Consider the following 20,426-nt stretch of genomic DNA (forward strand, 5'->3'; position numbering starts at 1 on the left):
GGATGTTCCGGCCCGGCGAACGCGCTGCTGCGCTTGGCCACGGACGCCATGACCCCCATCCGATTTCAATCAAGGGCCCACGTCATGAAGATTCGCAATTCGCTGAAGTCGCTCAAGGATCGCCATCGCGACAACCGCGTGATCCGTCGTCGCGGCCGCACCTATGTGATCAACAAGACCAACCGCCGCTTCAAGGCCCGCCAGGGCTGATTGTGGCCCGTGGCGTTCCTCCGGGGGCGCTTCGGAACAGGTCTGATACGAGTTCAAAGGCTCCGGCAGGCTCCGGGGCCTTTTGCTTGCGCGCTTGAGGGGGCACGAATGCAGCCAGTGAACGCGATCATCTTCGATGTGGGCAATGTCCTGTACCAATGGGACATCCGGCATCTCTACGCCAAGCTGATCGACGACCCGGCGACGCTCGATCATTTCGTGACCACCGTCGTCACGCCGGAATGGCATTTCGAGCACGACGCCGGCCGACCACTGGCTGACATGGTTGCGGAACGGACTGCAGCATTTCCAGATCATGCCGAACTGATCGGCCATTATGTCCCGCGCTGGCTGGAGACAATTCCGGGACCGGTACCGGGCATGCTCGATCTGGCAGAGAAGCTCGCGCTGCTGGGCTATCCGCTGTATGGCATCACCAATTTCGGCGTCGAGTTCTGGGACATGTTCCGCCCGACCGCGCCGATCTTCGACCTGTTCCAAGACATCGTGGTGTCGGGCGCGGAAAAGCTCGTGAAGCCCGACCCGGCGATCTACCGCCTCGCGATCGCGCGTTTCGCTATCGATCCGGCGCGTGCGCTGTTCATCGACGACCGCCAGGACAATATCGACAGCGCCATCGCCTGCGGCCTGCAGGGCCATGTCTTCCGCGACCATGCCACGCTCGAGGCGGAGCTGATCGCGCGCGGCGTGCTGGAGATTGTGACTACTTGAGGGTCACGGATTGTGGTATGCTTGGCTCATGCAGATGTCGATCCGAGAAGCCAAGGCCCGTTTTTCCGAAGCCATCGCTGCCGCCATGCGGGGTGAGCGGGTGGTTATAACGCGCCATGGCCGCGCCGTTGTCGAACTGACCATTGCGCAGGGCAAGCGGCCACTCGATTTTGCCGCCGCCGATGCCTATCTGTCGGAGATTGGCTGGAACTCAAGCGCCATGAAGCTTCCCCAGAATTTTGATGATCCTGCGTTCAGTCGCGATGTCTTGGGTCTTGAAGATTGAGGCTGCTGCTCGACACCCATATCGCCTACTGGCTTGCGGTCGAGCGCGATGCCCTGACAGGCCATGAACTGGCGGCACTGACTACTATCGATAACGAAATTCTGGTTTCCGCGATCGCAATCTGGGAATTGCGGCTGAAATGGAACAGCTTCCATGTGTCAGGCGCGCGCAAGGGGCCAGGCGATCCGACGCCGGTGCTTGGCGCCCTGAAGCGGATGGGTCTCGAAGTCATGCCGCTCGACGCCCAGACCGCCGCGACACCGCTCCTCGTGCCGATTGCGCACAAGGATCCGTTCGACGAGCTCCTGCTGGTCCAGGCGCAGCAGAGCGGCGCGCGGCTGCTGACGCGCGACCGCACCCTGCTCGGCCATCCGCTGGCCTATCAGCCGCAATAGACGCTCAGCCCTTGTAGCCCTTGAGTTCCTCGCCGGTCAGCGTGACGATATGCAGCACGTTGGTCGATCCCGGCGTCCCGAACGGCACGCCCGCCAGCGCGATGATGCGGCCGCCGGCTTCGCCGAAGTGATGGCGCAGCGCCATGCGCTTGCCCTTGCCGATCATCTCCTCGAAACTCCCGATATCGCGGGTCACCACAGGATAGGCGCCCCAGAGCAGGCCGACGCGCCGCGCCGTCTCGCGCGATGGGGTGAGCACCATCACCGGCACCGAGGGGCGCTCGCGCGACACGCGCCGCGCGGTCGATCCGGACAGGGTGAAGCACACGATCGCGCTCACCCGCACCGTATTGGCGATCTCGCTGCACGCCGCCGACAGCGCATCCGCCGTCGTCGCATCGGGCAGCGTCTCGATGAAGTGCACCCGCGCGGCATAGCCGGGGTCGCTCTCGACCTGGGTCGCGATCCGGTCCATCATGCCCACGGCGAGTTCGGGCCATTCGCCCGCTGCGGTTTCCGCCGATAGCATCACTGCATCGGCGCCGTCATAGACCGCATTGGCGACGTCCGACACCTCGGCGCGGGTCGGCGACGGGCTGGTGATCATCGATTCGAGCATCTGCGTCGCGACGACTACCGGCTTGCCCGATCGGCGCGCGGTCTCGACGATGCGCTTCTGCATCACCGGCACCTCTTCGGGTGCCATCTCGACGCCCAGATCGCCGCGCGCGACCATCACCGCATCGGACAGTTCGATGATCGCATCGAGCGAGGCCAGCGCGGCGGGCTTCTCGATCTTGGCGATCAGCGCCGCGCGTCCTCCGATCAGGCTGCGCGCTTCTGCCACGTCATCGGGCCGCTGCACAAAGCTGAGCGCGATCCAGTCCGCCCCCATTTCAAGCGCAAAGGCCAGGTCGCGCCGGTCCTTCTCGGTCAGCGCCGCCATCGGCACCAGGCTGTCGGGGACGTTGAGCCCCTTGCGGTCTGAGATGAACCCGCCGACCTCGACCGAGCAGAGGATTTCGGCATCGCCGGGGCGCAGCACGCGCAGCACCATCTTGCCATCGTCGATCAGAAGCCGCTGACCCTTGCCAAGCGCCGCGAAAATCTCCTTGTGCGGCAGATACGCGCGCTGGTCGTTGCCGGGTTCAGGGTTCGAATCGAGCGTGAAATGCTGGCCGTGCTTGAGAAACGCCTTGCCGCCCTCGAACGTGCCGACGCGCAGCTTGGGGCCCTGCAGGTCGCACAGGATCGTGATCGGGCGCTGCAGCCTGGTCTCGATCTGGCGGATGGCGTTGATCGTCGCGGCGTGCGTCGCATGCTCGCCATGGCTCATGTTGACGCGAAAGGCGTCGGCCCCGGCGCGGAACAGCTTCTCGATCATTTCGGGGCTGTTGCTGGCAGGGCCCAGGGTCGCCAGAATCTTGACCTTGCGGCTGCGCTTGGCGATAGTCTTGCTCATAGTCTTCCCTTGAACTGGTCTCAGCCGCGGACCTTTGCACGTCTCCACGGCGCATTCGGCTCCTGCTTAGGGCAGAGCGCCGCCAATCGCAAAACCCAACTGGAAAAAATGCCATGACCGATGCCGCCCCTGCCCCGCCGATGGAAGTCGACATTCCCGACGAGGTCGCCGCCGCCGCCTTCCGCCGCCTGGTCGCGCATCTGCGCCATCGGCACGATGCCGAGAATATCGACCTGATGGGGCTCGCCGGATTCTGCCGCAACTGCCTGGCCGACTGGGTGATGGAGGCCGGCGGCGCGCCCGACCGCGATGCCGCGCGCAAGCTGATCTACGGCATGGACTTCGCCACCTGGAAATCGCGCTATCAAGGCGAGGCGAGCGACGAGCAACTCGCCCGGATGAAGGAAAGCGTGGCGAAGAACGCTCACGCCCATTAAGGGGGCGCTCCGATTGATTCCGTGCCGGGGATTCGCCCGGTGCTCCCACCCTTTTGCTGAAAGAATCTTGCGATGAGCGAACCGATTGCCGCCGACGACCAGCTGCGCCTTTTCATCGAACGCATCGAGCGCCTTGAAGAAGAGCGCAAGGGCGTCGCCGACGACATCCGCGATACCTATAACGAGGCCAAATCGCAGGGCTATGACGCCAAGATCATGCGCCAGATCATCCGGCTGCGGAAGATGGAGCCGCACGATCGCCAGGAAATGGAAGCGATCCTCGACACCTACAAGGCCGCTCTGGGCCTCGGCTGATTGCGCGATGGCGGCGTTCGACATCCGCGACGGTCACCCCGACGACGGAGCCGCGCTCGCCGCCATCTATGCCCCCCATGTCGAAAACAGCTGGGTCAGCTTCGAGACCGAAGCGCCCGATGCCACCGAAATGGCGCGGCGGATCGCCGATTACGGCCAGTCGCACGCCTGGCTGGTGGCCGAACGGGGCGGCGACATTCTGGGCTATGCCTATGCCAGCCCGCACCGTGCCCGCGCCGCCTATGCCACCTCTGCGGACATTGCGATCTACATCGCTGATCATGCCCAGGGGCACGGCGTGGGCCGCGCGCTTTACACCGCCTTGTTCGATCGGCTGCGCGCGCGATCGAATCATGCCGTGTTCGCGGGCATCGCGCTTCCCAACCCCGCCAGCATCTCGCTGCACGAGGCGATGGGCATGGTGCCGGTCGGCATCTATCGCGAGGTCGGGTGGAAGCTGGGCGGCTGGCGCGACGTCGGCTGGTGGCAGCGGTTGCTATCAGCCGCCCCGCTGGTGTAAAGGCCCGCTCCAGCACGTACATCCACCCATAAAGCAGGCAGAAATCCGCCATGGCAGGCCATAGTAAATTCAAGAACATCATGCATCGCAAGGGCGCGCAGGACAAGAAGCGCTCGGCCATGTTCTCCAAGCTCAGCCGCGAAATCACCGTCGCAGCCAAGATGGGACTGCCCGATCCGGACATGAACCCGCGCCTACGCCTCGCGGTCAACGCCGCCAAGGCGCAGTCGATGCCCAAGGACAATATCCAGCGCGCGATCGACAAGGCCGCAGCCGCCGGCGGCGAGGATTACGAGGAAATCCGCTATGAGGGCTATGGCCCCGGCGGCATCGCGCTGATCGTCGAGGCGCTGACCGACAACCGCAACCGCACCGCGACCAATGTCCGCACTGCGTTCAGCAAGAATGGCGGCAATCTGGGCGCATCGGGTGCCGTCAGCCACGGCTTCGACCGCATGGGTCTGATCACCTATCCAGCCAGCGCGGGCGACGAGGAAAAGGTGCTCGAAGCCGCGATGGAAGCGGGCGCAGAGGACATCGAATCGACCGAGGACGGTCACGACATCTGGACCAGCATGGAAGACCTGCACGCCGTCGCCGGAGCCCTAGAAAAGACCCTGGGCGAAGCCGAGAGCGTCAAGCTCGCCTGGCGCCCGCAGGTCAAGGTCGATGTCGCAGAAGGCGACGCCCAGTCACTGTTCAAGCTGATCGACGCGCTCGACGATGACGACGACGTGCAGACCGTCTGGGGCAATTACGAAGTGTCGGACGCGGTGATGGAGAAGCTGGGTTAACGCCTTCTCCACCGCCGTTTGTCCCGAGCGCAGTCGAGGGACGTTGTGCGACGTCCCTCGACTGCGCTCGGGACAAACGGGACTTTCGCCAACGCCATGACCATCATCCTCGGCATCGATCCCGGCCTCGGCACCACCGGGTGGGGCGTGATCCGCTATCAGGGCAATCGGCTGAGCCATATCGCCAACGGGCAGATCAGGACCAACGCCAAGGCCCCCCTGCCCTCGCGGCTGCTCGAGCTCGATACCGCAGTCGCCGCGATCGTCACCGACTATCGACCCGATGCAGCGGCGATCGAGGAAATCTACGTCAACAAGAACCCGCAGACGACGCTCAAGCTCGTCCAGGCGCGCGGGGGCCTGTTGCTGAGCCTCGCGCGCGCGGGCCTGGGCGTCGGCGAATATGCGCCGCGGCTGATCAAGAAGGCGATCGTCGGTACCGGCGCGGCCGAAAAGGTGCAGATCGACGCGATGGTCCAGCGGCTGCTGCCCGGCGTGCAGATCGCAGGGCCGGACGCGGCCGATGCGCTCGCGGTCGCGATCACCCATGCGCATCTGGCGGGCTTTGAGAAACTGCGCTAGGGCATTCCTCTCCCTCGACGGGAGAGGATAGCGAAGCTTGCCGCGCAAGCGGCTAGCGCAGCTTGGAGAGGGTGGAGCGCCCCCTCACCCAGCTCCGACTAGGGCGCGAGCGCCCAAGTCTGCGCAACCCTCTCCCGCGGAGGGGAGAGGGAATGAAGCAGAATGATCGCCAAGCTTACCGGATTGCTGGACAGCACCGCGCATGACCATGCGATAATCGACGTGGGCGGCGTCGGCTATCTCGTGTTCGCCTCGTCCCGCACCCTGGCAAACCTCGGCGCGCGCGGCGAGAAAGTGGTGCTGCACACCGAGATGCAGGTGAGCGAGACCGACATGCGGCTGATCGGCTTCGCCTCGGCCAGCGAGCGCGATGGTTTCCGCCTGCTCACCAGCGTGCAGGGCGTGGGATCGAAGGTGGCGCTCGCCATCCTCTCCGCGCTCAACCCCGAGGAACTGGCACGCGCGGTGGCGCAGGGCGACAAGGCAATGATCGCGCGCGCGCAGGGCGTCGGCCCCAAGCTGGCGGTGCGCATCTGCAACGAACTCAAGGACAAGATGGGCGTGATCGCGCTCGGCCCCGGCGGCATGGGCGCCCCCGTCCCGGTGGGCAGCCACGCCGCCGACGCGGTCTCGGCGCTCCAGAATCTGGGCTTCAAACCTGCCGAAGCCGCCCGCGCGGTGGCGGAAGCGGAGGGCGAACTGGGCGATGGTGCTACCCTGGATGCCCTGGTGCGGCTGGCGCTAAAGAAGGCGGCGCGGTGATGAGTACTCCGAAGCTGAGTTGCCGCATTCCAGCGGATTGGGTAGGAGATTTAAGTCAATGTCTATTTGACTGGCAGACTCTTGAGGGTGGAAATCTTGCCTTGGCAGCAGCAGGCCTCAGCATCGTGTTTCTCCGCCGCCAAATTACCCAATCCGACAGGCAGCACCGTGAGGAGATCGAACGCCGCCATCGAGCCGCTAGAATGAGCATGCCGTTAGCCCTGGCAGCAATAAGCGAACTCACTCAAAATGTAGCAGATACGCTTGCGGATAGATTCGAAAAAGCCGGTAACAACGAATTTGATGCAGCTGTAGACGAGCTTTTGGACGCACACCCGCTCAAGCTGGGCTTTGAGCCTGTCGAGATTTCTCGTGAGATCACATCTGCATTCGGCATCTTCATAGAAACATTGGATGACGGAACAAATGCGCGTCATGTTGCAGAGTTGATAGCGAGCCTTCAGATAATGATTGCTCGTTTCAACGGCTTTAAAGTCAGTCAGGCGGCAGCCGATCTGGGCATGATAAACCTCATGATTGATGTAGCGAAGGTTCGTTTCCTGACTGAATCTATCTATAACTACGCGCGGTTTGTTGATGATGCAGCGTTCGGCGTCGTTGGAGTTATTTCGATCGACAATGCGTGGGATAGTATCCTCCGCTGCGCAAATGGTCTGATTTTTTCAAGACAACGGCCTGAACATTTCTTTCAGCCGTTTAGCGAAGCGATTGGAGTCAAAAAAAAGAATAGGCAATCGCCTTGGAACGAAAAGTTCGAAATATGACCACAGACCGCCTCCTCACCTCCGACCGCATCCCCGAAGATCAGGATGCGGCGCTGCGTCCCAAGACCCTGGGCGAATTCATCGGCCAGGCGGCGGCGCGCGACAATCTGCGCGTGTTCATCGAGGCGGCGCGGAGCCGGTCGGAGGCGCTCGATCATGTGCTGCTGTTCGGCCCGCCGGGGCTCGGCAAGACGACGCTGGCGCAGATCATCGCGCGCGAGATGGGCGTGGGCTTTCGCGCGACCTCGGGCCCGGTCATCGCCAAGTCGGGCGATCTGGCTGCCTTGCTCACCAATCTCGAGGAAGGCGATGTGCTGTTCATCGATGAAATTCACCGGCTCAATCCGGTGGTCGAGGAGGTGCTCTATCCCGCGATGGAGGACCGCGCGCTCGATCTGATCATCGGCGAAGGTCCGAGCGCGCGCAGCGTGCGGATCGACCTGCCCGCCTTCACCCTGATCGGCGCGACCACGCGCCAGGGGCTGCTCACCACGCCGTTGCGCGACCGCTTCGGCATTCCGGTGCGACTCAATTTCTATACGGTGGAAGAGCTGGAACTGGTGGTCAGCCGCGCGGCGCGGTTGCTGGGCCTGTCGATCGCCAGGGACGGCGCGACCGAGATCGCTCGGCGCGCGCGTGGCACCCCGCGCGTGGCGGGACGGCTGCTGCGCCGCGTGCGCGATTTCGCCAATGTCGCGGGCCATGCGACGGTCAACGCCGCTGCGGCCGATGCTGCCCTCACCCGGCTCGAGGTCGACAGCCTGGGGCTCGACGCGATGGACCGGCGCTATCTGATGATGATCGCGGACATCTATCGCGGCGGTCCTGTCGGCGTCGAGACGCTGGCGGCGGGGCTGTCCGAACCGCGCGACACCATCGAGGACGTGATCGAGCCCTATCTGATCCAGCTCGGCCTGATCGCGCGCACAGCGCGCGGCCGCTGCCTCAATGCGCGCGGATGGAAGCATCTGGGGCTCAACCCGCCCGAAGGTTCGCAGGAAGGCCTGTTCGACCTGTAGCGGTTATTCCGCCGGAACCGTCACGCCGCTGCCGTAGCGCCGCGCGGTGCGGTTGCGGCGGAACCAGAAGCTCCACACAGCGAGCGATCCCAGCAGGCTCAGCGCCAGCCCGACCAGCGTCATCACCAGCTTGTAGGCCAGCCCGCCCACCTTGGCCGCGTGCAGCGGGTAGAAGGTGTTGAACGCCTGCGCCGCGCCAGGCAGGGTCAACGCATCGCGCGCTTCGATCAGTTCGCCGGTATCGGGCGCGAACCACAGGGTCGTGCGGCCGTTGGGCAGCCATTCCTCGGCCTGCTTCATGCGCAGCGTGATCGGCTTGCCCGCCTCTTTCGGCAGGCTGAGGATGCGGATTTCCGCATCGGGGAAACGCTCGCGCGCTGTCCTGATCATGCGCGCCCAATCGGGTTTGTCGGCGAGCGCGCCGACCTGCGCCTCGGGGGCCTTGAAAGAAGCCTCGATGGTCGCGGGCGCCGATGGCCCCAGCACTAGCGCGCTGACCGGGCGGAAGATCATCGTCGTGCCGGTGAACATCACCAGCAGCAGCAACGGCGCGAACACGATGCCCAGATCGCGATGATGCCGCAGGATCGCCGGGCGGCTCAGGCGCTTGGGCAGCAGGCGAAACGCGAAGGTCCTCCGCGTGCGCCACCATAGGACCGTGCCGCTGATCACGAAGAACAGGCCGCAAAGCCCGGCTATGCCGCCGACGATCTCGCCGGTCTCGCCCGCCAGCAGATGGTGGTGCAGATCGAACAGGAACAGCTCGGGCCGTTGCCACGGATCGTCCCAGCGCGTGACGATATTACCCGCCTGGTCGGCATAGGCCCCCGCTTCCTTGCCGAAGGACAGCCGGTCGAGCCCGAAACTGTCGGTCGCAAAGACGACACTGCTCGGCCGCGCCGCGGGATCGGCCATCATCTGCTCGGTCGCCGCGATGATCGTGGGCGTATCCTGTACCTGCTCATCGCTGGCATGCGGGAGCATCACCAGCGCATCGCGGTGGATCAGGATCGTCCCGCTCAGCCCCAGCATCAGCAGCACCAGGCCGACCAGCCCGCCCGTCCAGCGGTGCAGCAGGTCGAGCGTTTTCATCAGAAGCGCATGTCCCAGGCGAGCGTCATCGTCCGCCCGCGCCCGGCGAAGAAGGACAGATTGTCCGTCGGCAGCCGCACATCGCTGTTATAGTCGATATACTGGCGGTTGAAGATGTTCTGCGCGCTGAGGATGATGCGCCCCGGCCCGACATCATAGCCCAGATAGGCATCGGTCAGCGTGTAACCGCCGAAATCGTTGCGCGGATCGCGCACCAGGCCGTTGAAAGTGCGCGAGAAATAGACCTGGGTCTGCACCCGCGCCGATACCCTGCCCCGGTCGAAACTGGCAGCGAGGTTGAGGCGATCGGGCGAGATGTTGGTGCCGTCGAGATCGGTATCGACCCGGTCATCGCCATTGGTGTCGGTACGCCCCAGGATATGCGCATAGCCCGCCGACACTCGCAGCCCGTCGATCGGAAGCTGCACGCCGAGGTTGAGCTCGAGCCCCTTGATCTCGATCCGCTGGCGCTGGACGTCGAAAATGCCATCGGGCCGCGCGACGAGCAATTGGCCGCGGGTGCTCGACGACCAGAAATAGCTGACGCTGGCGTCGAGCGGACCGCGCTTCACTTCGGCCCCGATTTCGCGATTGTTCGAGATGATCGGGCTGATATCGAGGAAATTGTCGAGATCGACCCCGCGCGTGCCGATGGCGCGGGTGATGCGGCCGACATCGGGCACGGTAAAGCCCTCGGCATAGCTGGCATAGAGCCGGATGCCTTGCGCCGGTTCGATGATCACGCCGCCGTTGAACAGTACGTCGTCGAACTTGGGGCTGCCGCCGCTGACCAGTACCCCGCCGCGCGGCGTGGTGGTGGTGGCGATCGTGGTATAGTCGTCGATCTTGATCTCGACATTTTCCCAGCGCGCGCCGCCCGCGAGCCGCACCAGGCCGTCGAACAGCTTGAGGTTCGCCTGCGCGAACGGTGCAAGGCTGCGGAAATCGGTGGGCGGCACCCAGATGCGCCCCGTCGCGATCAACCGCTGCTCGGTCTTGTCGAACAAGGCGTCGAAACCGACGATCGTGGTCAGATCCTCGAAGCCGGGGATCGCGCGTTCATAGCTGATCTTGCCGCCCAGCTTGCGCGAACGGTTCTGCGACTGGTCGAACAGCGTGCCCACCGGCGCGATGCGCACATCCTGGAAGGTCGCGATCGGGCCGAGTTCGCCGCCAAAGGTATCGCGGGTGCGGTTGAAGAAGATCTGGCTGACGAAATTGCCGCCGCCCAGATCGGTATCGGTGAGCGATAGCGCCACGCTTTCGGTCCGGTTGGCCGCAGGCTTGCCCGGCGGCGTGCCCCTGACCGCGCTGGTCGGCAATCCCGTCAGGCGATTACCGGCCACCGCGACATAGTCTCCATCGCCCTTGAGCTCGTAGCGGCTGGCCATCAGGTCGAGCCGGGCCGTCGGGGACAGCGCATAGCCGAAGCGCCCAAACAGCGAGATGGCGTCGGACGTCTGGGTTTCGCCCTGGGTGAGGTTGATGCCAACATTGCGCCCGCGCGCATCGTAGAACACGCCGCGCCGCTCATAGGAGGCCCCGACCGTCGCATCGAAGCGATCGGCCTTGTACTGCACCAGGCCCGCCGCCTTGGCACCGAAGCCGTCCGAGCGGAAGTCGTTGTCCGCCGTGCCCTGCAGCAGCACGCGGCCCGACAGCCCTTCCTGCTTCGGCGCGCCGACGGTCACCTGATTGACGATCCCCCCGGTGCCGCCGATGCCCTGCAGCGCGTTGGAGCCGTAGATCAGCTCGACCTGCTCGATGAAGAAGCCGTCAATGGTGAAGCCATCGCGGCTGCCGTCGCGCAGCGGCGTCGACTGGGGAATGCCGTTGATCGCATAGAGCGGCGAGCGACCGCGAAGGGTTTCCCCTGCCCCCGATAGCTTTCCGCGCGTCGGCGAGAAGGAAGGAGTCAACGTGGCGACGGCATCGGTGACCGAGCCCGACAATATGATCTGCTGGTCGAGCGCCTGCTTGTCGATGATATCGATTGTCAGAGGCAGCGCATTGGGCGGCAGGATCGTGCGCGCCGCAGTGACGACGATCTGCGCGCCGTCCGCACCTGAAGCCTCTACGCTGTCCGTATCGTTTCGTTCGCCACCTGTCTGCGCCAGAACTGGCTGCGACACGGAGGAAGCCAGAAAAATTGCAAGCACCCGACAGAAATTCATGAGTCACCCCTTCTTCTGGGGAGGCTCTATCAAGGCCAAACCACTATTGCAACGGATTTGCATTAGCTAGCATTGAGTAGCAAAGTCGGTCCGGTGCCCATGCAGCAGGCAAAGAAAAAGGGGCGGGTCTTACGACCCACCCCCCAATTTGTTGGTTGCTGAACCCTGAAGGGATCAGAAGCGCAGGCGAGCTTGCACACCGAAACGACGACCCAGCGCGTCGTAAGTCGACGGGAAGGTGTTACCCGAGTTGAACGAGGTCGTACCAGCTTCCGAACCGACCAGCGGCGGCTTCTTGTCGAAGATGTTCTGCACGGTCAGCGTAACGGTCAGGTTCTCCATCAGGTCGAAACGCGTCGTGATGTCGAAATAGTCATACGACGGGATCGTGTTGAAGTTTTCCTGGTTGGTGTAGCCAAGCGGCACGCCAGTGAACAGGTCCGGGGTAGCCGCAACGCCATCGTTGAAGAACTCGTACTGGAACGAGTCGATGTGACGCCACAGGAGCGAGACGTCTGCACCTTCGAAGCCCAGGGTCGCACGCGTCGTCCACTGGAATTCGGGCTGCAACGAACCGCAGTTGACACTGAAGATGCCCACACAGTCACGGTTGATGCTGGTCGGGGTCGACTGGAAGGTCGACTTGTTCGTCCAGTTACCGACAAACGACAGAGCCAGATCGGCAAAGCCGAGGTCACGACGATAGTTCATGGTCAGGTCGATACCGTCGGTCGCAAGGCGACCAAGGTTCGAAAGACCGACGAACAGACCTGCAGTGGTTGCCGGGTCACCGTTCAGACCACCGGTGATGGGGTCGCGACGGATGATCGTACATGCCGGGTTGTTGACGCTGGGTGCGTTGAAGCAGGCATCGAGCGCATCATCCGGCGACGGCGTGGTGATCGCGCCGCTGATCTTGATGTTGTAATAGTCGATCGTCATCGAGAAGCCGGGGATGAACGAAGGTTCAAACACGGCACCGATGGTGTAGCTGTTCGACTTTTCAGCGCCCAGAGCGAGGTTGCCGCCCGACGTAGCGTTTGCCTGACCTGCGATCGGAACGTTGATCGAGTCGACGTTGCCGGCATTGGCTCCCTGCGCAAGGCAGACGTCACGGACAACGCCGGTCGGCGCTGCGCGGAAACGCTGGCCTGCATCGTTGATCGAGGCGCAGGGGTCATTGGTAAGACTGGTCAGGCCCGTGTTCACCGGCGAGAAGAGCTCGCTGATGTTCGGAGCGCGGACGGCGCGGGCATAGAAACCGCGGATCTTGGCACCGGTCACGGGGGTCCAGCTACCACCGGCCTTCCAGGTGGTGGTGGTGTAGCCCGGGCTGGCCGGATCATCGACGGTGTAGTCCGAATAACGGATACCGGCCTCGATGGTCAGATCTTCGAAGAAGGGCTTGCCCTGAACGACCGGAATGACGAGTTCGCCAATGGCTTCGTACACGTCGTACTGGCCGTTGATGTTCGGAGCAGCGCCACCGGCACCACCGAGATCACCGCTGCGTGCCAGCGAGTCCGAAGCCTGCTGGGCGGTGTACTTACGATATTCGCCGCCAACCGCGAAGGAAATCGGGTCGTTGGCGAACGGGCTCGCAACGCCGAAATCGCCGGAGACAGTTGCACGGGCCTGAGCCAGCGTGGTCTTGGTCTGGACGGTCGATTCGGCCACCAGGAAGTTGACCATCGCGGGGGTCAGTCCACCCTCGGTGGGGGTGAAGATGTTCAGAGGAACGCAGCCGTTGCTCGTGTCAAGGCAGGTGTTGGGGTTGGTCGCCAACAGACCCTGACGGAAGCGCGAGTTCAGCGTGTAGCCCTTGATGGTCTGCACCTGGTCCGACTGACCATAGCTACCGAACACGTCGAAATCGATCGTGTCGGTGATGCCGCCACGGATGCCGAGCTTATAGTCGAACACGGTGTTCTGGTAGTTCGAGATACGCGGACCGGCTTCCACAGCGCGACGGAACAGCGCGGTGGTGATCGTGCGATAGTTGGGGTCGGTCGGGCTGGTCGCCGTGGCTGCCGCAGTACACTGCGCCGCGGTCAGCGGCTGGGTGCCTGCAACGGCTGCGTTGAAATCGAACGCATTACAGAACTGGTTGCGGATGCCGGCGGGCAGGAACGGGTTGCTCAGCGGAATGGTGACCGCGATACCGAACGAGCCCGAGGGCGCGATGATGGTGTCGACGGTGTTCTTCGAGAACAGGCCGCGGGTATAGACTTCGATCCCGTCGGTCACTTCGTACTTGGCAGCACCGAAGATGTTGAAGCGCTCGAACGGAGTCTGGAAGATATTGTCCGGCGAGAAGTTGAACGGCGCATAGGTACCAACCAGCGCGTTGCCGGCGGGGTTGATCTGCAGCGTGCCCGATCCAGGCAGCGTCAGACGCGAGGGAACCGCAGTACCCGAACCTGCACCAGCGCCGCTGAACGAACCGATGGTGTTCTGGCCGATCTTGCGATCACCCTGATAGACCGGGTCTGCCTGCTGATAGCCGACGCTCAGCACGACGTTACCGCGGCCATCGTCGAAGTTCGCGCCGGTGGTCACGTCGAAGCGGACGGTGTGGCCATCGCCCTGCTCGGTGATCTGCGACGCAGCGGTCACTTCAAGACCGGCGAAATCCTGGCGGGTGATGAAGTTGACGACACCCGAGATAGCGTCAGCACCATAAGTGGTCGACGAACCACCGGTCAGCACCTCGACGCGCTCGATCAGGGCGAGCGGAACGTTGTTCAAGTCGAACTGGCCAGCGAGCGTTGCCGGAACGAGACGGGTACCGTCGAGCAGCACGACGTTGCGGTTCGAACCGAGGCCGCGCAGGTTGACGAACGAGTTACCGCCGTTGCCGTTGTTCACCGCCGAACCGATCGAGGGAACAATACCCGGGATTTCACGCAGGATTTCTTCGGCGACGTTCGACTGCAGCAGGTCGATTTCATCGGACGAGGTCACGTTGACCGGAGCAGCGCGCTCGATGTTCGGGTTCGAAATCAGCGAGCCGGTGACGACGATGGTCGAATCACCCGATGCAGCCTGATCCTGTTCCTGGTCCTGGTCCTGCGCGAAGGCAGGCGTTGCCAGCGATGCTGCACCGACGAGGAGGCTGGTGCCAAGCAAGCTCAGCTTAAATTGCGTCTTCATGTGGTATTTCCCCTTGATCGCCCCGCCGCGAAGGCATGGCTAAACCCAGTTCTGGAAGGTCTCATTGGCCCACCATTTGGCTGGTGTAGGGCAAAGCACGAAAGTTGCGCAACCTCGGTTGGCGGAATTTCAACGCTTTTCCAGCGCATGTAGCATAAAAGTCACACGCCTTTCATTGCGGCGCAGCATAACCCGGCCATGCCCCCCGCCCTCCATGGTCGCCGCACCGCAGCGGTCACGCCAAAACGGTTTGCACGAACGCGGCGCGTGGTTATGCGTGTCGCAACGCTTACCAGAGGAAAGAGACAGGATATGAGGCAGGGAACCCAGATTATCACGGGCGCTTTCGTGATCGCCGCACTGTTGTCCACGCCGGTGGCAGCGCAGGAGCGAAAGAAGTCGCCCCCTCCCCCCAGTCCCGAACTGTTCGAGGCGCTGGAAGCGTGCCGCGCGATCGCGGACAACGTCCAGCGCCTCGCCTGCTTCGACGGAACTTCAGCGAAGCTGTCGGCGGCGGTCGATGCGAAGCAGATCGTTGTGATCGAGGAAAAGGAGGTCAAGAAGACCAAGCGCTCGCTCTTCGGTTTCCGTCTGCCCGATCTGTCGATCTTCGGCGGCAACGACAATGACAGCGAGGAGGACAAGACCCTCGTCACGACGATCAAGAGCCTGGGCAGAGCGGAGGGTGGCCGCTGGAATATCGGCATTCCCGAAGGTGCCGTCTGGCAGACGACCGAGGCGATGACGTTCAACCCCAAGGTCGGAGACGCGGTGGAGATCAAGACAGGCGTGATGGGCGGCTATTTCCTTCGCGTCGGCAAGAAGCGCGCAGTGCGGGCCAAGCGGATCGAATGATCGCCCCCACAGCAACTGTCACCAAAAAGGCCGCGCCTCTCCCGAGACGCGGCCTTTTTCGTTCGCCCCTGCGCGATCGACCCGCAAGGGCGATCGCGCAGAGTTCATTTCATCAGAACTTCGCTTCGGCTCCGACATAGAAGAAGCGTCCGACGTTGTTGTAGATACCCGAACCGGCGCCCGTGCCGTCGAGGCCCAGCGGCGGCTGGCGATCGGTGATGTTGTCGACACCGCCATAGAAGCGGAAGCGCTCATCCACATCCAGGCCAGCACGAATGTTGTGATAGACCACGCGCGGATAGAAGTTGCGCGGGAACTGGTCGAGATTTTCCGGCGGACGGCCCTGAATCGAACGGAACGATTCGATGGTGCCGATCGCCATCTTGTCGATGAACTGCATGCGATAGCCCACATCGAACTTGCCGAAGTCCATATCGACATTGAAGTTCGCGGCCCAGCGCGGATCGCCCAGTTCCAGCAGCAGCTGGTTGCGGAAGTCCGGCTGGTTGATGTCAGTGAAGTTATCGCGCCGCAGCACATAGGTGACCACAGCGCGCAGGTTCAGGCGAATATCGCCGTCGGTTGCGGTGTAGCTGATGTCGGCGTCGATGCCCGAGGCCTTCTGCTTGGCGAAGTTGAACGGGCCGGCCAGGAACGAATTGTCATTCGGTCCCACGACATAGTTCACCGTGCCACCACCGACGTTACGGTTCTGCTGGCCCTGGAACGTGCCGTCGGGACGACGGAAGACCGCCGCGCAGAACTGATTGTTAATGCCGCTGGGGCTGTCGTAGCACTGGTTGATGATCGTCTGAGCCGCCAGCGTGAAGATCACGTTGTCGATGGTGATGTCATAATAGTCGACCGACACCGTCAGACCGGGCAGGAAGCGCGGCTGCGCCACGAAACCGACTGTGAAGCTGTCCGATTTTTCCTCGAACAGGTTCGGGTTGGAACCGTTGAGGCCGCGGATACCCGACGCCGGGATGTTGGTGAACGGAACCGTCACGCCATTGACAACTTCCGTCACCGGAACGCCGGCTGCAGCGCAGTTGCGAACACGGTTCGGGTTGTTGTTGATGTTGTTCTGGCCGCACGGGTCGATCAGGCCGTTCAGGAAGGTCTGGCTCGGCGCAGCGAACAGGTCGCTCTGCGTCGGAATACGAACCGAACGGGCATAGCTGCCGCGGATGCGCAGATCCGGTACCGGAGCCCAGACACCACCGATATTGTAGGTATAGACCGTACCCGAGTTGCCGATATTGTAGTCGGCGACACGGCCCGCAGCGTTCAACGACAGTTCGTGGAAGAACGGCATGTCGGCGAGGATCGGGATTTGGATTTCACCAAAAGCCTCGTAGCTCGTCAACCGCGGAGGGTCGAAGATCGGGATGGCATTCAGGAAGGTCGCACCCGAACGCGTATTGAAATCGAATTCCGAATAAGCGGTTTCGTCGCGATATTCACCGCCGATCGCGAAGCTGACCGGACCGCCGGGCAGTTCGAACAGCTGCGAAAGGTCACCCGCAACGAACGCTGTAGCATTGATCTGCTCGGCGCTTTGGACGCGCGTGGAATCCACGCCAAAATAGTTCAGCGCGGCCTGGGACGGCTGCCCGTTGCCGAACAGGTTGACCGGGACGCATGCCGGGTCATCGTTGGCGGCGGTCGCGTCGGCATTGATGCCGCAGACGATCTGGCCGGCAGCATTGCGGACGGCATTGATCGAGTTGTTGTACTGCGCGACGTTGACGTTGCCTTCGGTGCGATAGAAGGTTTCCAGGCGGCCATAGTTCAGCGCGACTTCGTACTTCCAGTCGTCGTTGAAGGTGCCTTCGAAGCCGCCGACGATGCGGAAGGTTTCACGCTGGTGATCCTCGCCGCGACCGCCAAAGTCGACGTTGAAGCGCTGTGCCGTGAAAGTCGTGGCACCCGGTGCCAGCGACTGGACCAGCGTATTGCGGGCCTGTGTCGTCAGGAAGGGGTTGTTGATGCTGAAGGTGTTGTTGAAGAAGGTCGGCTGGCCTTCCTGAATCGCGTTGATGCGGACATATTTCGCTTCGAGAAACGCGCGGAACCCTTCGCTGAACTCATAGCTGGCGAGCGTGTTGACCGCAATGCGTTCCAGCTCGGGATTGAGCTGGCCGGTCAGCCGCAGCGTCGAACCGAGACCGCCCTGCGAGTTTGCCGAACCCACGGTGCGGAAATCCTGGATGACGTCGTTTCGCGCGAGCGTGCCATCGGGCAGGAACACGAAGGTGAAGCCGAGCGGCTGGCCGGTGTTGCTGAGCAGGCCATTGCAGTTCAGCGCGCGGCGAGCAGCGTTCGCGGCCGAGGCCGGAGTCGGACAGGCCGAGGTGTAGAGACCGCCTTCCGAGATGTTGTTGTTGCGGATGCCGCGCAGGAAGGTGTTGTCGAAGCGTCCATTGCCCGAAGCCGGTTCACCGATCGTGTTGTCGGTCAGCTGGAACTGGTTACGGCCCGAGAATGCGCCGTAAACGGAATCGCGATCCGTATAGTACAGGTCGTTCTGGAACGAATATTCCACGTTGACGGCCACGTTACCGCGACCTTCGGCGAAATTCTCACCGGCGGTCAGCGATACGAAATAGGAACCGCGGTCCTTCTCGCCCGAGATACCACCCTGCGCGCGCAGACGGATGCCCTCGAAATCGCGCTTCATGATGAAGTTGACAACGCCGGCCACGGCGTCCGCGCCGTACACGGCGGCGTTACCGCCGGTACCGATATCGACGCGCTCGACCAGATCGGTCGGGATCGTGTTGACGTCGACGCTGGTCGGAACGCCCGGCTGCGAGGTGATGTGCCGACGACCGTTGACAACCACCAGCGTGCGGTTGGTACCCAGACCGCGAAGGTCGAGCAGATTGAGGCCGGCGGTGCCGATGAAGCGGGTCGAGTTCGACTGCGCGAAAGTGGAACGCAGCGCAGGCAGATCGTTCAGCGCGTCACCGAGCGACACGTTGCCGCCTGCGGCCAGGTCGGCAATGGTGATCGACGTGATCGGCGCCGGAGCATCGACATTGGGGCGGTCAATACGCGACCCGGTCACGACGATCGCCGTCGCATCGACTTCATCCGAAGCCGCTTCCTGGTCCTGGGCTTCCTGTTCCTGGGCGAAGGCCGGCGTGGCGGTCAGCGCGATCCCCAGAACTACCGGGGCTACCCCGGCAAAGAGGCGTGAAGAAATTCTCATGTGATGCAACCCCTGTACGGTAATGTGCAATGCGCAAAACAAGGCGCTCGGGGGCCGAAACTCGGCGAACTGACACCAGCCGGTCTCCCCAGACCTTGGGGTCAGCTAACTGTCGGCATTGCAGGATGTAAAGCGTCGGGGGGCATCATGGCGCCAGTTTTACGCCAATGTGTAACATGAACGCCACATTTACCGAAACGCGCACGATCGTTGCGAAATAAAATTATTTCATTGCGCCATAGGACCCACCAGAAGTTGCGGATCGATTCTGGCGTCGTTCCACTTCATGCTCCAGTGCAGGTGCGGCCCGGTGGCGCGACCTGTCGCGCCGATTCGGCCGATCGGTTGGCCCTGGCGGACGGTGTCACCCAGTTTCACGTCGATCGCCGACAGGTGGAGAAACGCGCTGTTCAGCCCCATGCCATGATCGATCATGAGCAGGTTGCCTTCGAGCGAGAACGGCGTCGGCGCGGCGAGAATTCGTCGCGGTGGCGGCGCGTCGCGGTTGAAGCCGAGCAGGAACGCGCCGTCGGGCGCAACCGGGACGAGACGCGGCCCGTGGCGGGCCAGATAAACTGCTGCCGCCAGCCTGCGCTGTCCGATTGCCGGGCACGCGCCGCTTCGATCATCTCGAGTTCGGGCTTGCGCCGCGCCATGAAGGCCTCGCTCGGCACCCCGCCCCGCGCCGCCACCGCGACGAATTCTCGCCGCCAGGCCCGGGGCTCGACCGTCAGCGGCTCTGTCACGACCTGGCCATCGGCAAAGGTCACGGTCAGCACGCCCAAGTGCGGCGCGTCGCGGTTGAAGCCGAGCAGGAACGCGCCGTCGGGCGCAACCGGGACCTTGACGCCATCGAGATCGAGCGCGGTCACGCCCTTTGGCGCCGTGCCGCGCAGCAGCGCCCCCTGCACCGGCGCACCGCTCAGCCTGATGCCGCTGGACAAGGGCCGCATCGCGCCGAAGGGACGGGTGAGAAAATCCGGACCGCTGGGCGCGGGCGCGGCCGATTGCGCTGGTGCAGGCTGCGGCGCGGACTGGGCGAGCACCGGGACCGCCATCGCAAGCATGGCGAGACTGCCAAAAGCCAGTGCCCCCCGCATGCGATCAGCCCTGGCCGAGCGCCGCGCGCACCGAAATCTCACAGCTGGCATAAGCCTCCTGCCGTTCGACGCTCCAGTAGCGGAGCTCTTCCAGATCGATCTTCTGGCCGGTTTCGGCGCACAGCACATGGTCGCCCGCGCTGAGCAGGCGGAAACCGTTGGGCATATAGTGCACGCGGGCGACACGATCGCGGTTGGACATCAACATGGGGTCATCATGCTCCTGAAAGGCTGTATTGCAGCTTTACCGAGGGCTGGCTGCGGTCTTGCCGGCAAAGATAAGCGATCCTGCGCGCCAGCGCAAATCTACAGGAAACTGGCCTGGCGCGGCTCGGCGGCCCTGGGCTTCGCCTTGGCCGCAGGCGCCGGCGAGGAGGGTGGCGGGGGCGCGCCATCGGCAGGCGCGACATCGAGCGTGCCATCGCGGAAATGCAGCGTCAGCCGCGGTTCGCGCGAAGCGGCTGCCTTGTCGATCAGCGTGCGGCCATCGCTGGCGGTGACGCGCGCATAGCCGCGCTGCAGCGGCGCATCGGGAT

At 63.3% G+C, this 20,426-nt stretch carries 21 protein-coding genes and 1 pseudogene; 13 read left to right on the top strand and 9 right to left on the bottom strand.

Annotated features, from left to right (window positions below):
• Positions 1–84 precede the first annotated feature (84 nt).
• The 4 genes from ykgO (at position 85) to DM995_RS06435 (ending at position 1,623) form a co-directional block, all read left to right on the top strand.
• Positions 85–210, top strand: a complete 126-nt coding sequence (gene ykgO, locus DM995_RS06420) for a type B 50S ribosomal protein L36 (protein ID WP_003046794.1) — start codon at positions 85–87, stop codon at positions 208–210.
• Positions 211–318: 108 nt separating this feature from the next.
• Complete coding sequence (locus DM995_RS06425; protein WP_116968872.1) at positions 319–942, top strand: HAD family hydrolase; 624 nt, start codon at positions 319–321, stop codon at positions 940–942.
• 28 nt (positions 943–970) lie between these two features.
• A complete protein-coding gene (locus DM995_RS06430; RefSeq protein WP_023837175.1) occupies positions 971–1,228 on the top strand; it encodes a type II toxin-antitoxin system Phd/YefM family antitoxin in 258 nt (85 codons plus the stop codon).
• Complete coding sequence (locus DM995_RS06435; RefSeq protein WP_116968873.1) at positions 1,225–1,623, top strand: type II toxin-antitoxin system VapC family toxin; 399 nt, start codon at positions 1,225–1,227, stop codon at positions 1,621–1,623. Before DM995_RS06430 ends, DM995_RS06435 begins: the two co-directional genes overlap by 4 nt.
• Positions 1,624–1,627: 4 nt before the next feature.
• Here DM995_RS06435 and pyk read toward each other — a convergent pair whose 3' ends face one another.
• Entirely contained in the window at positions 1,628–3,085 is a 1,458-nt protein-coding gene (gene pyk / locus DM995_RS06440; protein ID WP_023837177.1) for a pyruvate kinase, read from the bottom strand.
• Between the two features lie 113 nt (positions 3,086–3,198).
• Between pyk and DM995_RS06445 the strand changes: the two genes are divergently transcribed.
• From DM995_RS06445 to ruvB, 8 genes are all read left to right on the top strand, one after another.
• On the top strand, positions 3,199–3,522 hold the full coding sequence (locus tag DM995_RS06445; protein WP_198669275.1) for a DUF1244 domain-containing protein: 324 nt from the start codon (positions 3,199–3,201) through the stop codon (positions 3,520–3,522).
• 72 nt (positions 3,523–3,594) lie between these two features.
• On the top strand, positions 3,595–3,837 hold the full coding sequence (locus DM995_RS06450) for a DUF2312 domain-containing protein (RefSeq protein ID WP_116968874.1): 243 nt from the start codon (positions 3,595–3,597) through the stop codon (positions 3,835–3,837).
• Between the two features lie 7 nt (positions 3,838–3,844).
• Positions 3,845–4,357 carry an arsinothricin resistance N-acetyltransferase ArsN1 family B gene (locus DM995_RS06455; RefSeq protein WP_116968875.1) on the top strand — a complete coding sequence of 171 codons (513 nt, stop codon included), beginning with the start codon at positions 3,845–3,847 and terminating at the stop codon, positions 4,355–4,357.
• A 50-nt stretch (positions 4,358–4,407) separates the two neighbouring features.
• On the top strand, positions 4,408–5,151 hold the full coding sequence (locus DM995_RS06460; protein ID WP_116968876.1) for a YebC/PmpR family DNA-binding transcriptional regulator: 744 nt from the start codon (positions 4,408–4,410) through the stop codon (positions 5,149–5,151).
• Between the two features lie 96 nt (positions 5,152–5,247).
• Entirely contained in the window at positions 5,248–5,733 is a 486-nt protein-coding gene (gene ruvC, locus DM995_RS06465) for a crossover junction endodeoxyribonuclease RuvC (RefSeq protein ID WP_116968877.1), read from the top strand.
• Positions 5,734–5,895: 162 nt separating this feature from the next.
• Positions 5,896–6,495, top strand: a complete 600-nt coding sequence (gene ruvA, locus DM995_RS06470; protein WP_116968878.1) for a Holliday junction branch migration protein RuvA — start codon at positions 5,896–5,898, stop codon at positions 6,493–6,495.
• Positions 6,495–7,280, top strand: a complete 786-nt coding sequence (locus tag DM995_RS06475; RefSeq protein WP_157973096.1) for a hypothetical protein — start codon at positions 6,495–6,497, stop codon at positions 7,278–7,280. Before ruvA ends, DM995_RS06475 begins: the two co-directional genes overlap by 1 nt.
• A complete protein-coding gene (ruvB, locus tag DM995_RS06480) occupies positions 7,277–8,299 on the top strand; it encodes a Holliday junction branch migration DNA helicase RuvB (RefSeq protein WP_116968880.1) in 1,023 nt (340 codons plus the stop codon). The genes DM995_RS06475 and ruvB overlap by 4 nt, the downstream gene beginning before the upstream one ends.
• 3 nt (positions 8,300–8,302) lie before the next feature.
• Here ruvB and DM995_RS06485 read toward each other — a convergent pair whose 3' ends face one another.
• From DM995_RS06485 to DM995_RS06495, 3 genes are all read right to left on the bottom strand, one after another.
• Entirely contained in the window at positions 8,303–9,391 is a 1,089-nt protein-coding gene (locus DM995_RS06485; protein ID WP_116968881.1) for a PepSY-associated TM helix domain-containing protein, read from the bottom strand.
• On the bottom strand, positions 9,391–11,565 hold the full coding sequence (locus DM995_RS06490; RefSeq protein ID WP_116968882.1) for a TonB-dependent receptor: 2,175 nt from the start codon (positions 11,563–11,565) through the stop codon (positions 9,391–9,393). The genes DM995_RS06485 and DM995_RS06490 overlap by 1 nt, the downstream gene beginning before the upstream one ends.
• Positions 11,566–11,739: 174 nt before the next feature.
• Positions 11,740–14,718 (bottom strand): TonB-dependent receptor domain-containing protein, encoded by a 2,979-nt coding sequence (locus tag DM995_RS06495; protein ID WP_116968883.1) that lies wholly within the window; start codon positions 14,716–14,718, stop codon positions 11,740–11,742.
• A 312-nt stretch (positions 14,719–15,030) separates the two neighbouring features.
• On the opposite strand from DM995_RS06495, the gene DM995_RS06500 reads away from it, so the two are divergent.
• The gene (locus DM995_RS06500; RefSeq protein ID WP_116968884.1) at positions 15,031–15,573 is read left to right on the top strand and encodes a hypothetical protein; all 543 of its coding nucleotides are present in this window, start codon (positions 15,031–15,033) and stop codon (positions 15,571–15,573) included.
• 112 nt (positions 15,574–15,685) lie between these two features.
• Here the strand turns inward: DM995_RS06500 and DM995_RS06505 are convergent, their stop codons facing one another.
• The 5 genes and pseudogenes from DM995_RS06505 to DM995_RS21730 form a co-directional block, all read right to left on the bottom strand.
• Positions 15,686–18,790, bottom strand: a complete 3,105-nt coding sequence (locus DM995_RS06505; RefSeq protein WP_116968885.1) for a TonB-dependent receptor plug domain-containing protein — start codon at positions 18,788–18,790, stop codon at positions 15,686–15,688.
• A gap of 228 nt (positions 18,791–19,018) precedes the next feature.
• Positions 19,019–19,225 (bottom strand): M23 family metallopeptidase, encoded by a 207-nt coding sequence (locus DM995_RS22170; protein WP_232824128.1) that lies wholly within the window; start codon positions 19,223–19,225, stop codon positions 19,019–19,021.
• Entirely contained in the window at positions 19,222–19,890 is a 669-nt protein-coding gene (locus DM995_RS06510) for a hypothetical protein (RefSeq protein WP_232824130.1), read from the bottom strand. Before DM995_RS06510 ends, DM995_RS22170 begins: the two co-directional genes overlap by 4 nt.
• A 4-nt stretch (positions 19,891–19,894) precedes the next feature.
• Complete coding sequence (locus tag DM995_RS06515) at positions 19,895–20,098, bottom strand: DUF2093 domain-containing protein (RefSeq protein ID WP_023837193.1); 204 nt, start codon at positions 20,096–20,098, stop codon at positions 19,895–19,897.
• A gap of 98 nt (positions 20,099–20,196) precedes the next feature.
• Positions 20,197–20,426, bottom strand: a pseudogene (locus tag DM995_RS21730) (exodeoxyribonuclease VII large subunit); the annotation flags it as partial.

The sequence above is a fragment of the Blastomonas sp. UPD001 genome, assembly GCF_003426715.1.
Lineage (GTDB): Bacteria > Pseudomonadota > Alphaproteobacteria > Sphingomonadales > Sphingomonadaceae > Blastomonas.

Coding starts and splice junctions, on each gene's coding strand:
- ykgO (WP_003046794.1), top strand. CDS start 85: ATGAAGATTCGCAATTCGCTGAAGTCGCTCAAGGATCGCCATCGCGAC.
- DM995_RS06425 (WP_116968872.1), top strand. CDS start 319: ATGCAGCCAGTGAACGCGATCATCTTCGATGTGGGCAATGTCCTGTAC.
- DM995_RS06430 (WP_023837175.1), top strand. CDS start 971: ATGCAGATGTCGATCCGAGAAGCCAAGGCCCGTTTTTCCGAAGCCATC.
- pyk (WP_023837177.1), bottom strand. CDS start 3,085: ATGAGCAAGACTATCGCCAAGCGCAGCCGCAAGGTCAAGATTCTGGCG.
- DM995_RS06445 (WP_198669275.1), top strand. CDS start 3,199: ATGACCGATGCCGCCCCTGCCCCGCCGATGGAAGTCGACATTCCCGAC.
- DM995_RS06450 (WP_116968874.1), top strand. CDS start 3,595: ATGAGCGAACCGATTGCCGCCGACGACCAGCTGCGCCTTTTCATCGAA.
- DM995_RS06455 (WP_116968875.1), top strand. CDS start 3,845: ATGGCGGCGTTCGACATCCGCGACGGTCACCCCGACGACGGAGCCGCG.
- DM995_RS06460 (WP_116968876.1), top strand. CDS start 4,408: ATGGCAGGCCATAGTAAATTCAAGAACATCATGCATCGCAAGGGCGCG.
- ruvC (WP_116968877.1), top strand. CDS start 5,248: ATGACCATCATCCTCGGCATCGATCCCGGCCTCGGCACCACCGGGTGG.
- ruvA (WP_116968878.1), top strand. CDS start 5,896: ATGATCGCCAAGCTTACCGGATTGCTGGACAGCACCGCGCATGACCAT.
- DM995_RS06475 (WP_157973096.1), top strand. CDS start 6,495: ATGAGTACTCCGAAGCTGAGTTGCCGCATTCCAGCGGATTGGGTAGGA.
- ruvB (WP_116968880.1), top strand. CDS start 7,277: ATGACCACAGACCGCCTCCTCACCTCCGACCGCATCCCCGAAGATCAG.
- DM995_RS06485 (WP_116968881.1), bottom strand. CDS start 9,391: ATGAAAACGCTCGACCTGCTGCACCGCTGGACGGGCGGGCTGGTCGGC.
- DM995_RS06490 (WP_116968882.1), bottom strand. CDS start 11,565: ATGAATTTCTGTCGGGTGCTTGCAATTTTTCTGGCTTCCTCCGTGTCG.
- DM995_RS06495 (WP_116968883.1), bottom strand. CDS start 14,718: ATGAAGACGCAATTTAAGCTGAGCTTGCTTGGCACCAGCCTCCTCGTC.
- DM995_RS06500 (WP_116968884.1), top strand. CDS start 15,031: ATGAGGCAGGGAACCCAGATTATCACGGGCGCTTTCGTGATCGCCGCA.
- DM995_RS06505 (WP_116968885.1), bottom strand. CDS start 18,790: ATGAGAATTTCTTCACGCCTCTTTGCCGGGGTAGCCCCGGTAGTTCTG.
- DM995_RS22170 (WP_232824128.1), bottom strand. CDS start 19,225: ATGATCGATCATGGCATGGGGCTGAACAGCGCGTTTCTCCACCTGTCG.
- DM995_RS06510 (WP_232824130.1), bottom strand. CDS start 19,890: ATGCGGGGGGCACTGGCTTTTGGCAGTCTCGCCATGCTTGCGATGGCG.
- DM995_RS06515 (WP_023837193.1), bottom strand. CDS start 20,098: ATGTTGATGTCCAACCGCGATCGTGTCGCCCGCGTGCACTATATGCCC.